Genomic DNA, 13,780 nt, shown 5'->3' on the forward strand with positions numbered 1-13,780 from the left:
GTGACGATACGTCTAACCAACAAAGAAACAAATTAAAAGACCATAGATTATGAAACGTATCATTTTTGGATTAATGCTTGCCATGATGTTCTGCACACTGGTGCAAGGCGCAAACAGAACCGTAACAGAGAACGACGGTCAAGGGAACAAGAAAAGAGTCATCGAATTGAGGGACACTGTCATCAATGGAGAAACCGTAACAGACACACTCAGTGTCATGACTTATGAAAACAGTGCCGGCAGTAGCAATGCTCCGGAAAAATGGAGAACCCACCACAGCAGCGGTATGGACTGGAATGGGTTCGACCTCGGGAGCAAGACCTCGGAAACCGTGATTGCCGTAACAGCCATCGTCTTTGTATTCGGACTGCCGCTACTCATCATATTCGTAGTATTCTTCTTCCGCTATAAAAACCGGAAAGCCAAGTACCGCCTGGCGGAACAGGCCCTGGCCAGCGGACAGCAACTGCCTGAAAACTTCTTCAAAGAAGCCGCAGCAACGGATATCCGCAGCAAAGGCATCAACAACATATTCGTCGGCATCGGCCTGTTCATCTTCCTTTGGGCCATTACCGGAGAATTCGGTCTCGGATGTATCGGCTTGCTCGTCATGTTCACCGGCTTCGGGCAATTGGTGATTTTCTACAGCCAACAGAAGAAGAACGAAGAAAAATGAGTCAGATGGGTGACATATCGTTAGTCGCACAGGTCGTGGTGTTTCACAACACCAGGGCCTTCGACCAGTTGGTAAAGAAGTACCAGTCGCCCGTGCGGCGGTTCTTCCTGCACCAGACCTGCGGCGACAGCGAGTTGAGTGACGACCTGGCACAAGATACGTTTATCAAGGCCTATACAAACATCGCTTCGTTCAAGAATCTGTCCAGCTTCTCAACCTGGCTCTACCGTATTGCCTATAACGTTTTTTATGATTATATTCGCAGCCGGAAAGAAACGGACGATTTGGATACGTACCGAGTGGACGCTCAATGCAGCACACTGCAGCAGGACGTGGGACAGCACATGGACATTTACCGTGCCCTGGCCACACTGAAGGAAATGGAACGCACCTGCATCACGCTCTTCTACATGGAAGACCAAAGCATCGAAAAGATTGCAGGTATCACCGGATGTCCGGCGGGAACGGTAAAAAGCCACCTCTCGCGGGCGAAAGACAAAATGGCTTCCTACTTAAAACAAAATGGTTATGATGGAAAATGATGATAAACTCCTGACTTCATTCTTTGCCGAACACCGGCAGGAAATAGCCGATAACGGGTTCAGCCGCCGCGTACTGCGACATCTGCCCGACCGTAGCCGCCACTTGGCGCAGATATGGACAGCATTCTGCTTTACTCTGGCCCTCGTACTGTTCGTCTCCCTCGACGGAGTGCAGCTGATACTGGACACCTTGCGCGAAACCTTCGACACTGCCATCCGGAGCGGAGCTTCAGAGCTTGACCCCAAGTCGTTAATCATTGCCGGAGTGGTATTGCTCTATTTCGGTTACCGCAAGATTTCATCTATGGCATAGTTGTTTTTCAATGATAAATCGTATCTTTGTCCCCTCATAAAACTAACTAAGAGGAGAAAGTTTTGAGAAAGATTCTATTCATCATATTATTCGTTTTTTCTATTGGGAATGCCGGGGCGCAAGCAACAAGCGATTCCATTGTCATGAATTATTTGAAGGAAATGGGCGCCCCCGTCACTTATAACAATGAAGTGAAATTGCTGATGACCGGCCATGACAAGTTCGTCGATCTCTTCGAGAATATCCGCCATGCCCGGCATCATATCCATTTGGAATACTTCAACTTCCGCAACGACTCCATAGCCAATGCCTTGTTCAGCCTTCTGGCAGAGAAAGTCAAGGAGGGGGTTAAAGTCCGTGCCATGTTCGATGCCTTCGGCAACTGGTCCAACAACCAACCATTGAAGGAACGCCATCTGAAATCCATCCGCGCCCAAGGCATCGAAATCGTTAAGTTCGATCCTATCACTTTTCCCTGGGTGAATCATGCCATACACCGCGACCATCGGAAAATAGTAGTGATTGACGGCAAGATAGGTTATACCGGCGGCATGAACATTGCCGACTACTACATCAACGGATTGCCTAAAATCGGTAAATGGCACGATATGCACATACATCTTGAAGGAGATGCCGTGCGCTATCTGCAGGGCATCTTCCTGACCATGTGGAACCGGGAAACGGGACAACACGTAGGTGGACCTGCCTACTTCCCGGATACTCAGCAACTGCCCGACAGTATTGCCGAAGAAATAGCCATCGTGGACCGCACGCCACGCGAAACACCACGCTCCATCAGCCATGCCTATGCTGCTTCCATACAAGCCGCACAGAAGAATATCCGAATCGTGAATCCCTATTTCGTTCCGACCAAATCAATCCGCAAGGCAATCAAGAACGCACTGAAAAAAGGTACTGAAGTGGAAATCATGATACCTGCCGTGTCAGACATAGCCTTTACACCGGATGCCTCATTCTATATAGCACATAAGCTGATGAAGAAAGGAGCCAAGATATATCTCTTCAACGGCGGCTTCCACCATTCCAAGATAATGATGGTAGACAGCACTTTCTGCACAGTAGGTACCGCCAATCTCAACAGCCGCAGCCTGCGCTACGACTACGAGACAAACGCTTTCATCTTCGACCCTAAGACCACCAATGAGCTGAATGCCATGTTCGAACGGGACGTGCAAAACAGTACACTACTCACTCCCGAAGTCTGGAAAAAGCGTTCCGGATGGAAGAAATTCGTAGGCTGGGTGGGGAACTTGATGACCCCCTTCCTCTAATTTTTAATTATTAATTATTAATTATTAATTAATTCCCCTACCTTTGCGTTCGGATAAAAACAGAGCTACATCATGAAACAATATTTAGACCTGCTGAACCGCGTACTGACCGAAGGCGTAGAGAAAAGCGACCGTACGGGTACCGGCACCATCAGCGTATTCGGCCACCAGATGCGTTTCAACATGGATGAAGGCTTCCCCTGCCTTACTACCAAGAAGCTGCATCTGAAATCAATCATATACGAACTGCTATGGTTCCTCCAAGGAGACACCAATGTGAAATATCTTCAGGACAACGGTGTACGCATCTGGAACGAATGGGCGGACGAAAACGGTGACCTGGGACATATCTACGGGTATCAATGGCGCTCCTGGCCGAACTATAAAGGTGGATTCATCGACCAAATCAGCGAAGCTGTAGAAACCATCAAGCACAATCCCGACTCACGCCGGATTATAGTCAGCGCATGGAATGTAGGCGATTTGGACAACATGAACCTCCCTCCCTGCCACGCTTTCTTCCAGTTCTATGTCGCCAACGGACGGCTGAGCCTGCAACTGTACCAGCGTAGTGCGGACATTTTTTTAGGAGTGCCTTTCAACATTGCTTCCTATGCCCTGCTCCTGCAGATGATGGCGCAAGTCACCGGACTGAAAGCCGGAGATTTCATCCATACCTTAGGAGACGCCCACATCTATCTGAACCATCTGGAGCAGGTAAAGCTCCAACTATCTCGTGAACCGCGGGATTTGCCGCAGATGAGAATCAATCCGGATGTGAAAAACATCTTCGATTTCAAGTTCGAGGATTTTGAGTTGGTCAACTATAACCCGCATCCGCATATTGCAGGGAAAGTGTCAGTATAAATCCTACAATAAAAAGATAGAAAGAGAAAAGAATTTTACACACATATGATTAGTATTATCGCCGCAGTAGATAGAAAAAGAGGTATCGGTTATCAGAACCGGTTGTTATTCTGGCTTCCCAATGATTTGAAGCGTTTCAAAGCCCTCACCACGGGAAATACCATCATCATGGGCCGAAAGACCTTTGAATCTCTCCCCAAAGGCGCGCTTCCCAACCGCCGCAACGTTGTTCTGTCCACTCAAAAAGATTTGATTTGTCCCGATGCAGAAGTTTTTTCCTCACTGGAAGAAGCACTGAACAGTTGCCAGCCCGACGAACACGTCTACATCATCGGCGGTGCAAGCGTTTATCGCCAGGCACTCCCCTTTGCAGGTGCCCTCTGCCTGACCGAGGTGGATGCAGAAGCCCCTCAGGTGGATGCCTACTTTCCCGAAGTCGCTCCGACTGTATGGCAAGAAAAAAGCAGGGAGTCCCATCCCGCAGATGAGAAGCATCCCTGCCCTTATGCATTCGTCGATTATATCCGCCGGTAGAATTAATCTTCCTCTTCTTCTACCGTTATAGGCATCTGCCGCTTGATGGCTTCATGGAAAGATATCAAGGTTTCCGTACGCGCCAGTCCCAGCGGTTGCAACTTATCATGTATGATGCTCAGCAAATGATGGTTGTTGCGGGCATAAAGCTTTATGAACATATCATACTTGCCCGTTGTAAAATGGCATTCCACAATCTCGGGAATAGCTTCCAATGCTCTCGTTACAGCATCGAAGGAAGCAGGATCCTTTAGGTAGATACCGATATAGGCGCATGTTTCATATCCTATCTTCTCCGGATCAATCACATATTCAGAACCTTTCAATATACCTAAGTTTGTCAGCTTTTGAATGCGCTGATGAATGGCTGCTCCCGATACATTACAAGCTCTAGCCACTTCAAGGAAAGGAATGCGTGCATTATCGGCTATAAGTTTTAAAATCTGTTCGTCTAAAGTATCCAACTGATGATGTCCCATTTCAAATTCTAATGATTAATAAATTACTATATCTCCCGCATATCTATACGGCAACATGCAAAGTTAGCTATTTTTTCGCCAATAAAAATACGGTTTATAACTTTTCTTACAAAAAAAAGAATAATACCGCATATCAGGCATTTCAAAGTGCATATGCAAAATTCCATCTCGCACGACCGGAAAATTGCAGATGAGCTTTAAAGATATTATCTTTGTCGTAGCAATAATAATGAACTGTTATGAAAAAGTATTCCTTATTCCTATTATGCCTGATGGCGGCAATATCCTTGCATGCCCAACGCTTTGCCGATTATTTTGCAGATAAGACCCTGCGTGTCGACTATATCTTTACCGGAAATGCAGCCAGACAAGAAATATGCCTGGACGGATTGTCTTGTCTACCCTCTTGGGCAGGAAGGAAGCATCATTTGTCTGAGTTGCCCTTGCAAGGAAACGGACAAATCATTATGCGGGATGCAGCCAATGGCAGCGTAATCTACAAAACATCCTTTTCTTCGCTCTTCCAGGAGTGGCTGGAAACGGATGAAGCCAAAGCAGTGACCAAAGGATTCGAAAACACCTTTCTCCTTCCCTATCCCCTTCGTCCTGCAGAAATAGAAATAACACTTCTCGACCCGCGTAGAAATGTACGGGCAAGCATGAAACATACGGTCAGTCCCGACGACATCCTGATACATCAGAAAGGTACTGCCCACATCACACCACATAAATATCTGCTGCAAAGCGGCAATACGGCCAAATGCATCGACGTAGCCATCCTTGCAGAAGGATATACTCCCGAAGAGATGCCGGTATTCTACGAAGACGCAGCCATTGCCTGCGAAAGTCTGTTTGCCCACGAACCCTTCCGGTCCATGAAAAAGCACTTCAACATTGTAGCAGTGGCCAGCCCCTCCGAAGACAGCGGAGTAAGCGTACCACGCCTCGGAGAATGGAAACGGACAGCATTCAGCTCTCATTTCAGCACATTCTATTCAGACCGGTATCTGACAACCTCCCGTGTCAAATCCATACACGATGCGCTGGCGGGAATACCGTATGAACACATCATCATCCTTGCCAATACGGAAGAATACGGAGGCGGTGGAATCTATAATTCCTATACCCTTACTACCGCCCACCATCCCATGTTCCGCCCCGTTGTGGTACATGAGTTCGGGCATAGCTTTGGCGGACTGGCCGATGAATACTTCTACGACAATGACGTGATGACAGATACCTATCCACTAGATGTGGAACCCTGGGAACAGAACATCAGCACAAGAATCGATTTCACTTCCAAATGGAAAGATATGCTTGCTCAAGGAACTCCCGTTCCTACTCCCTCTTCTGAAAGTGGAACATATCCCGTAGGCGTATATGAAGGAGCTGGCTATTCTGCCAAAGACATCTACCGTCCGGCAGACAATTGCCGCATGCGCACCAATGAATACCCTACTTTCTGCCCGGTCTGCCAACGGGCCATCTGCCGCGTCATTGAATTTTATACTGAATAAAAACAAACTAAACTAAAAGAACTTATGATCAGACTTCAACGTATTACAACAGCTGACACAGACTTGTACAGCTACATGGAGAAATTAATGACTCAATCGTTCCCTTCAGAGGAGTACCGGGAACTGGAGGAATTGCGCAAGTATACAGATACCAAAACGCACTTCTATAACAATATCATCTTCCATAACAACACCCCGGTAGGTCTCATCACTTACTGGGATTTCGGACATTTTTACTATATAGAGCATTTTGCCATTGACCCCGCACAGCGTAACGGCGGATATGGAAAGAGCGTACTGAACCATTTATGCCAACTCTTAAAACATCCCATCGTCTTGGAAGTGGAAATACCCGAAGAAGAAATGGCTAAACGCCGCATTAACTTCTATCAACGGCAAGGATTCTCCTTATGGGAAAAGCCCTACCAACAACCACCCTATAAAACAGGCGACAACTACCTGCCTATGCTCATCATGGCCTATGGAGATATAGAATGTGGAAAGGATTTTGACTCTGTAAAGGAACACATCTACCGCGAAGTATATAATGTGAAATCTTAAAAAAACAATATACTTAAAACAATAAAGGTCGTTTCAACAAATGAAACGACCTTTATTATATCATTAAACTAACTTTTACTGACGCGGTTGCGCAGAATAGTTAATCTTCAAAGCATAAGCCTTACGAAGCGCTTCTTTGATATCTGTTACGATACCCATTTTCGTATCTTGGTCAACTTTCAAAGACACTGTCATCTGCGGCTGATCTTCTTCCTTCATACTGGCACGTTCACCAATAATGTAATCTTGAATTTCAGCAACTTCAGCATAGCTGTCGTTCAACTGGATACGGCTCTCATTACCTAACTTCTTACGAAATTCGGCAGTAGGTTTTCCTACATAGATAAACGTAACCAAAGACTTCTTTTCAAGTTTCTCCAATTCTGTAGCTTGCGGAACCTTAAACTCAACCTTCAATGTTACCTCACGCATCGTTGTTACAATCATGAAGAAGAACAACAAGGTGAAGATAAGGTCAGGCAGAGAAGAAGTGTTCAACGCCGGCATTCCACGTTTACCAGTCTTATTAAATTTTCCCATTACTTCTTTTCTCCGTACTTTTTAGGTTCTGCCTCAGAAATCTTCTGAGAATAAATTTCACGAATTGCATCTTGTTGTTCTTGATCCAACTCCATATAATTCTTCTGCCACTTTTCCTGAGCCAATTCATCACGCAACTCGTTATAAGCTGCTACCAACTCATTCTGTACAGACATATATGCTTTGTATGAAGAACCACGGTCACAACGCAAAGAAATCACATGGCCTTCCGTCACTTGTACTGTACCGAAGAAAGGAACATTCTTAGAAATCTTTTCCGGTTTTGTATCTTCGTTATACGGATTGGCAATAAATTCTTTTGCTTTTGCACGCAATTGGTCAACAGTAATATAATCATTCCCGCACATTAACTGGTCCTGCATGTTCAAGAAGACTTGCAATACGTTGCGTTCCTTCTTCTTTGCATCGTCCAACTTCTGGTCCTTTTCCGGTGGAGGCGGCAAACGTCTTGCCAAACCACGGTCGGTATCCATAGATGTTGTAATCAAGAAGAAAATCAGCAACAAGAAAGCGATGTCCGCAGTAGAACTTGAGTTAATTTCAGGAACTTCTCTTTTCTTTTTAGCCATTGTAATTATATCTTTAAATTGAGTTACCTCAATTGATTATGATAATTTTTTCTTAATGCTACTAAAAATGATTGCCAAGACTGTACCAGCAAACAAGATATAGATAGAATAAAGGAACATGTCAGTAAGCTTCAACCAGAAAGGTACGTTCTCAGTTCCGCTATAACCCGGAATAACAAGTGGTTCTTCACTACCCATAGTCCAAGAAATAACAACAACTGCAACCAATATAACCAAACCAATCAAAGATTTCAACGCTGCTCCCGGATTGTCTTTCAGTGCAGCTCCAAATTGGAACAAAACACCAACCACGGTAGCAATAATAGCTACAAAGAACAGAATGTACATCAAATAAATCAATGCGTCTGTATGAGCCGGTTGCCACATTTCTGCGTCAACGCTTGCCAACACTGCATCGCCCTGAGCATCTCCACCGAAGAAGAACATGCCCAACACTACCAAGATGATAGCGAACATGACATACAGTGCATAGTATGATACTTTATATGATAACTTAGCCATCTTAATTATTTTTTGTATTTCAAGTCATATTTGATAACCATATCCAACAGAGAGATAGAAGAATCTTCCATTTCGCTGGTCAAAGCTTCAATCTTAGCCAGGATGTAGTTATAGAATACCTGCAGAATCAAGGCAACGATCAAACCGAAGATAGTTGTAATCAAGGCAACCTTCATACCACCTGCTACAACCGTCGGAGAGATATCACCTACCTGCTGGATCTTATCAAATGCCTGCACCATACCGATTACAGTACCCAAGAATCCCAAAGACGGAGCCATAGCGATGAACAGTGTAATCCAAGAGCAACCTTTTTCCAGGTAACCAGCTTGTACACCACCGTAAGAAACTACTGACTTTTCTACTACGTCGATACCTTGGTCAATTCTCATCAGACCTTGATAGTAGATAGAAGCGATAGGACCTCTAGTGTTACGTGCGATGTCTTTAGCAGCTTCAACGTCACCTTTTTCCAAAGCAGCTTCAATAGCAGCCAAGAACTTCTTTGTGTTGATTTCAGCCAAGCTCAAATAAATGATACGTTCAATACAGAATGCAAGACCGATAACCAATGCGATAGCTACCAAACTCATGAAAGATGCAGTACCTTCAATAAACTTAGTTTTGAGTTCTTTGTGGATACCACCTTCTGCAGCTTCCATAGCGGCAGGAGCAGCAGCGTCAGCAGCAGGTGCTACAGCTGCTTGTTCAGTTTGTTCAGCTGCAGGAGCATCTTGAGCCTGAGCAAGTTGAGTTGAGCCAAATGTTAAGACTCCCATCACAGCAACAATTGCAAATAACTTTTTCATTGTGTGTCTAATTTTTAAGATTAATTAATTAATTTATTTATTATAATTTGTTGTTTTATCTCCATTTTATCACACTGCGGAGAGACGGGGATTCGAACCCCGGATACCCTTTAGGGGTATACACGCTTTCCAGGCGTGCCTCTTCAACCACTCGAGCATCTCTCCAATAGACGCCTTTTCTGAAATCGGGTGCAAATTACAAAAAAAATGCGAACCACCAGCGTTTTCAGCTACAAATGTATTCTTTTTTTTGTTGTTCTGCCTCATTCTCCCCGTTTTATATTAAATAAAATCTCAAAATTAATAAACTTTAAAATCTTAAAGAGCTTATTTGAGCATTCCGAACACTTTTAAAGCGTTATCAGAAGTAACCTGGGCCACCTTTTCAGGAGAGTTCCCATAGATTCCGGCCACCTTTACCAAAGTATCCTTAACATATGCGCTTTCGTTCCTCTTGCCTCGATTGGGAACCGGAGTCAGATAAGGGGAATCGGTTTCCAGCACGATGCGTTCCAAAGGAATATTCTTCAAGACTTCGGGCAAAGTTGATTTCTTGAAAGTCACCACACCATTTATTCCTATCATGAAATCCGCAAATTCCATAATCCTGCAGGCCTCTTCCGAGGTTCCCGTAAAACTATGGAAAATTCCTTTCAAAGGAGTCTGCTGATAGGGTTTCAACACATTATATATATGGTCAAACGCTTCCCTACAATGCAGCACTACCGGCAAACCGTATTCCAAAGCCCACTCAATCTGCTTGTCCAACACCCTTTGCTGCTCTCTAAGAAAAGTCTTATCCCAATACAAGTCCATACCAATCTCGCCAACCGCAACAAATTCATTCGGTGAAGCCAGCTCCCGGGCCACTATTTCCAACTCCTTTTCATAATCCGCACCCACAGAGGTAGGGTGCAATCCAATCATCGGATAGCAATACCCTTTATATTCACGGCACACCCGAAGCATAGGTCCTATGGTGGTACTATCGATATTGGGCATAAAAATATGCGTGACTCCTGCCTCACGGGCACGAGCCATCACTTGAGGCAAATCCTCTGCAAACTCTTCTAAAAAAAGATGGGAATGTGAATCAATCAATCTCATTCTTCAACTTACTCTTTGCGTTTCTCACCGGTACGGTAATAATAGATTATTCCATAATCACGGCATAAATCCAAACGTTTCTCATTGGGAGTGACCTCCTCGAATTTCTTTTCAACCTGGTTCCATATATCCAAAATCAAACCATCCGCCTCTGCACGCATCGAAGCCAAGGTGTCCAAACTGCGGGCTGTCAAAGATTGAAGATTCTTTTGCTTCTCATAACTATCCATGAAAATATCATAATGCACCCTCACTTTTGCAATCGTAGGGTTATAAATGGGAATTCCTCCCTGGGATATACGTTTGTTTTCCCCATCCACGATTTTACGCCCCCACTCTGCCAAGGCAGGCTCTGTCGATAAATCAGGCACATTATTGTTGCTTGTGTCCAAACCGTAATATTCCTTATGAGCAATACGCACTTCAGAACGGATGACAGCTAAATTCAACACCTGGATAAAATGAGAAATATACAGACGGGCAGTCTTTACATTAGCCTGATGCTTACGTCCCGCCCGAGCCTGCCGCTCAAAACAGTCGGCATAATAAGCTTGCGCAGCTTCAAACTTTGTAAGAAAATTCCGCGCATCAGTCAACGCCTTCAAAGATACGGCCAAATCATACACATTACATATATCACCCTTGACGACCACTGCTTTCAGCGCCCGTATTCTCGCTTGATCTGTATTAGGCAATCTTCTATAAGGCATTTTCTCCCGGATTTAAAGTTATACTTCCCGATGCATCAGGTTAGCCATCAGGTTCTTCAATTCCTCTTTCTTTTCATCTGCCACCTTCACCGCCAACAGACTTTCCATTGCGCGTTCACAATACTCTTCCATCTTTTTCTCACACAGTTCCTTGACGCCAATCCGGTTATACAGTTCCGTCACCGCAGCAACTTTCTCCTCCGGGTTGAATGCAACAGCATCCACCCAAGCATTCAAGCGGGTCAACTGCTCCTCATCCGCATGTTCAAAAGCCTTTATCAGCATGTAGGTCTTTTTATTGCACAGAATATCACCTCCAATATTCTTTCCAAAGACGGCAGCATCGCCATAAACATCCAGGAAATCATCTTTCAACTGAAAAGCGACACCCAAGTTCATGCCAAAATCATACAACTGCTCCGCATCTTCAGAAGAAGCCCCTCCCAAAAGAGCGCCAATCTTCAAGCTTGCAGCCAACAATACCGAAGTTTTCAGACGAATCATTTCCAGATACTCCTCTGCCTTCACATCCTTCCGATGTTCAAACTCCATATCCAGCTGCTGTCCTTCACAGATTTCCAGTGCAGTCAGGCTAAATATATCCATCACCTCTTTCAGGTGTTCAACCGGACATTGAGCCATAAACTGATAAGCTAATACAAGCATTGCATCCCCCGAAAGGATGGCAGCATTGTCATCCCAAACTTTATGTACCGTCTCCTTACCACGGCGACGGTCTGCATGGTCCATCAAGTCGTCATGCAAAAGAGTATAATTATGATACACTTCAATCCCCGTTGCAGGGTTAAAAATACGGGTAATATCCTCCTGATACAGATTGTAGGCCATCAACATCAATACCGGACGGATTCTTTTTCCGCCCATGGACAACACATAGGTAACGGGAGCATATAAACCTTGAGGAGTACGGGTAAACTGCAATTCTGCAATATGAGAATTTATTCTTTCTAAAAGCTCGGAAGCTGTAAACATGGCATTTTCAGAATTTAGGGAATAGCGGATAATGAAAAGAGGCTGCATTCCGGCAGCCTCTCCCACTTATATATATTTTATTACTGCAATCTAAACATTACAGGCACGGTATACTTAACACGAACGGGTTTACCACGCTGCATACCGGGTTTCCACTTCGGCATGCCCATAATCACGCGGACAGCTTCTTTGTCCAAATACGGGTCAACGCCTCTCAGAACTTTAGCATCTACGATACTACCGTCCTTATTAACCACGAACTGTACAGTTACACGGCCTTGAGTTCCGTTTTCCTGTGCAATAGTAGGATATTTAATATTCTTGCTCAAATACTGCATCAAACCAGCCATACCACCATTCGGGAACTCAGGCATCTGTTCTACCACCTCGAAAATAGTCTGTTCTTCCGGTTCTTCCTCTTCCACTGCTACGGGAACATATTTGATTTCCACTGCCTGGTTCAATTCTTCAGAAGATACAATGGCCGTTTCTTCCACGTCAGCATCGTCTTCAACGATAGTCAACGTCTCTGCAATTGAAGGGGCTTCGGGAGGCGGAGGAGTAACCTGCTCCGGCTGTTCTGTAATAGGGATGATTTCCTCTTCAAAAAATACGTCGGTAATAGCCTGGCTCGTGTCAATCTTGATGTCACGCTTTGTCCACTCGAACGCAACAAACATGAAAGCGAGCACGATTACATAACCGACAAGCAGCCAAGTCGACTTCTTACTCTCCAGGTCTGCCTTAGGTGATTTCTTAATTTCCATAATTTATAATATAATTTTAGTGTTTCTCATTTGGGGCAAATATAGCACTTTTCCCAAGAATGTTCACGCTCTGCTGTTTTTTTTTACACAATAGGCGCTCCATTTTCATTTTTTTAATCCTTCAAAAACCTCCATGTGCTTTTGTGCCACAAATGTAACGAGATATTTTAAAAATACCGTATCTTTGGCAAGAATTTTAAATGAAATATTGAAATTTTCTGTTTTGCAGGTGTTATACCTATATAACTATAGCATAAAAGTCATGAAAAAGATAACAATAGCAATCGACGGCTTTTCCTCTTGCGGAAAAAGCACTATGGCCAAAGACCTTGCCCGCGAAATTGGTTACATATATATAGATAGCGGTGCCATGTATCGGGCAGTAACATTATATAGTATAGAGAATGGTATTTTCCAGGGTGACCGCATAGATGCCGAAAAACTGAAAAGTCTAATAAAGGATATACATATTTCTTTCCGCCTGAACCCCGAAACCGGACGCCCGGATACCTACCTGAACGGAGTAAATGTAGAAAACAAAATCCGTACCATGGAAGTGTCTTCACGTGTCAGTCCCATTGCAACATTGGATTTCGTACGCGAAGCTATGGTGGCACAGCAACAAGAGATGGGCAAGGCCAAGGGTATCGTTATGGACGGGCGCGACATCGGCACTACCGTTTTTCCGGATGCCGAGCTGAAAATTTTTGTAACCGCCACCCCCGAGATACGGGCACAACGCCGCTATGACGAACTAAAGGCCAAAGGGGAAGAAGCCAGCTTTGACGAAATTCTGGAAAATGTGAAACAACGGGACTATATTGACCAAAACCGGGATGTAAGTCCGCTGCGCAAAGCTTCTGACGCTTTATTGTTGGACAACAGCCACCTGAGCATTTCCCAACAAAAGGAATGGCTGGCGGAACAATTCGAACGGGTTATAAAGGAGAAGAACTGAACC

General features: G+C 44.6%; 18 protein-coding genes and 1 tRNA gene. 9 read left to right on the forward strand and 10 right to left on the reverse strand.

From position 1 onward, the window contains the following. Positions 1 to 49: 49 nt before the first annotated feature. The 6 genes from DW039_RS01695 to DW039_RS01720 all read left to right on the forward strand — a co-directional run bounded on the left by DW039_RS01695 (position 50) and on the right by DW039_RS01720 (position 4,224). Positions 50 to 676, forward strand: coding sequence for a DUF6249 domain-containing protein (locus DW039_RS01695; RefSeq protein ID WP_057281618.1), 627 nt, complete (start codon positions 50 to 52; stop codon positions 674 to 676). Further along, positions 673 to 1,218, forward strand: a complete 546-nt coding sequence (locus tag DW039_RS01700; protein WP_009037971.1) for an RNA polymerase sigma factor — start codon at positions 673 to 675, stop codon at positions 1,216 to 1,218. The genes DW039_RS01695 and DW039_RS01700 overlap by 4 nt, the downstream gene beginning before the upstream one ends. After that, positions 1,205 to 1,531 (forward strand): DUF5056 domain-containing protein, encoded by a 327-nt coding sequence (locus DW039_RS01705; protein ID WP_005827095.1) that lies wholly within the window; start codon positions 1,205 to 1,207, stop codon positions 1,529 to 1,531. Before DW039_RS01700 ends, DW039_RS01705 begins: the two co-directional genes overlap by 14 nt. Before the next feature lie 62 nt (positions 1,532 to 1,593). Then, positions 1,594 to 2,823 (forward strand): cardiolipin synthase, encoded by a 1,230-nt coding sequence (cls, locus tag DW039_RS01710; RefSeq protein ID WP_181979441.1) that lies wholly within the window; start codon positions 1,594 to 1,596, stop codon positions 2,821 to 2,823. Positions 2,824 to 2,895: 72 nt separating this feature from the next. Beyond that, the gene (locus DW039_RS01715; protein ID WP_005827101.1) at positions 2,896 to 3,690 is read left to right on the forward strand and encodes a thymidylate synthase; all 795 of its coding nucleotides are present in this window, start codon (positions 2,896 to 2,898) and stop codon (positions 3,688 to 3,690) included. A gap of 45 nt (positions 3,691 to 3,735) precedes the next feature. Further along, entirely contained in the window at positions 3,736 to 4,224 is a 489-nt protein-coding gene (locus DW039_RS01720; RefSeq protein WP_005833093.1) for a dihydrofolate reductase, read from the forward strand. A 2-nt stretch (positions 4,225 to 4,226) separates the two neighbouring features. Here the strand turns inward: DW039_RS01720 and DW039_RS01725 are convergent, their stop codons facing one another. Next, a complete protein-coding gene (locus DW039_RS01725) occupies positions 4,227 to 4,703 on the reverse strand; it encodes an Lrp/AsnC family transcriptional regulator (RefSeq protein WP_005827104.1) in 477 nt (158 codons plus the stop codon). Between the two features lie 239 nt (positions 4,704 to 4,942). Between DW039_RS01725 and DW039_RS01735 the strand changes: the two genes are divergently transcribed. Together DW039_RS01735 and DW039_RS01740 are read left to right on the forward strand one after the other, a co-directional pair. Continuing rightward, a complete protein-coding gene (locus tag DW039_RS01735; RefSeq protein WP_120381610.1) occupies positions 4,943 to 6,220 on the forward strand; it encodes an IgA Peptidase M64 in 1,278 nt (425 codons plus the stop codon). Positions 6,221 to 6,244: 24 nt separating this feature from the next. Beyond that, positions 6,245 to 6,781, forward strand: coding sequence for a GNAT family N-acetyltransferase (locus DW039_RS01740; RefSeq protein WP_005827111.1), 537 nt, complete (start codon positions 6,245 to 6,247; stop codon positions 6,779 to 6,781). A gap of 75 nt (positions 6,782 to 6,856) precedes the next feature. On the opposite strand, the gene DW039_RS01745 is transcribed toward DW039_RS01740, so the two are convergent. From DW039_RS01745 to DW039_RS01785, 9 genes are all read right to left on the reverse strand, one after another. Then, on the reverse strand, positions 6,857 to 7,321 hold the full coding sequence (locus DW039_RS01745) for a biopolymer transporter ExbD (RefSeq protein ID WP_005827114.1): 465 nt from the start codon (positions 7,319 to 7,321) through the stop codon (positions 6,857 to 6,859). Next, complete coding sequence (locus tag DW039_RS01750; protein ID WP_005827116.1) at positions 7,321 to 7,911, reverse strand: biopolymer transporter ExbD; 591 nt, start codon at positions 7,909 to 7,911, stop codon at positions 7,321 to 7,323. Before DW039_RS01750 ends, DW039_RS01745 begins: the two co-directional genes overlap by 1 nt. Positions 7,912 to 7,947: 36 nt before the next feature. After that, on the reverse strand, positions 7,948 to 8,433 hold the full coding sequence (locus tag DW039_RS01755; RefSeq protein ID WP_005827118.1) for a hypothetical protein: 486 nt from the start codon (positions 8,431 to 8,433) through the stop codon (positions 7,948 to 7,950). 5 nt (positions 8,434 to 8,438) lie between these two features. Continuing rightward, entirely contained in the window at positions 8,439 to 9,242 is an 804-nt protein-coding gene (locus DW039_RS01760) for a MotA/TolQ/ExbB proton channel family protein (RefSeq protein WP_009037966.1), read from the reverse strand. Between the two features lie 77 nt (positions 9,243 to 9,319). Next, a tRNA-Ser gene (locus DW039_RS01765) sits at positions 9,320 to 9,407 on the reverse strand. A 162-nt stretch (positions 9,408 to 9,569) separates the two neighbouring features. Further along, positions 9,570 to 10,349 carry a TatD family hydrolase gene (locus DW039_RS01770; protein ID WP_005827124.1) on the reverse strand — a complete coding sequence of 260 codons (780 nt, stop codon included), beginning with the start codon at positions 10,347 to 10,349 and terminating at the stop codon, positions 9,570 to 9,572. 8 nt (positions 10,350 to 10,357) lie between these two features. Continuing rightward, a complete protein-coding gene (locus DW039_RS01775; RefSeq protein WP_005827126.1) occupies positions 10,358 to 11,059 on the reverse strand; it encodes a hypothetical protein in 702 nt (233 codons plus the stop codon). Between the two features lie 18 nt (positions 11,060 to 11,077). After that, positions 11,078 to 12,052, reverse strand: a complete 975-nt coding sequence (locus DW039_RS01780) for a polyprenyl synthetase family protein (RefSeq protein ID WP_044468428.1) — start codon at positions 12,050 to 12,052, stop codon at positions 11,078 to 11,080. An 80-nt stretch (positions 12,053 to 12,132) separates the two neighbouring features. Beyond that, complete coding sequence (locus DW039_RS01785) at positions 12,133 to 12,819, reverse strand: energy transducer TonB (RefSeq protein WP_005827130.1); 687 nt, start codon at positions 12,817 to 12,819, stop codon at positions 12,133 to 12,135. 262 nt (positions 12,820 to 13,081) lie between these two features. On the opposite strand from DW039_RS01785, the gene cmk reads away from it, so the two are divergent. Continuing rightward, complete coding sequence (gene cmk / locus DW039_RS01790) at positions 13,082 to 13,777, forward strand: (d)CMP kinase (protein ID WP_034525522.1); 696 nt, start codon at positions 13,082 to 13,084, stop codon at positions 13,775 to 13,777. The last annotated feature ends 3 nt before the right edge of the window (positions 13,778 to 13,780 follow it).

Source organism: Bacteroides sp. AF39-16AC, assembly GCF_003602735.1.
GTDB lineage: Bacteria > Bacteroidota > Bacteroidia > Bacteroidales > Bacteroidaceae > Bacteroides > Bacteroides uniformis.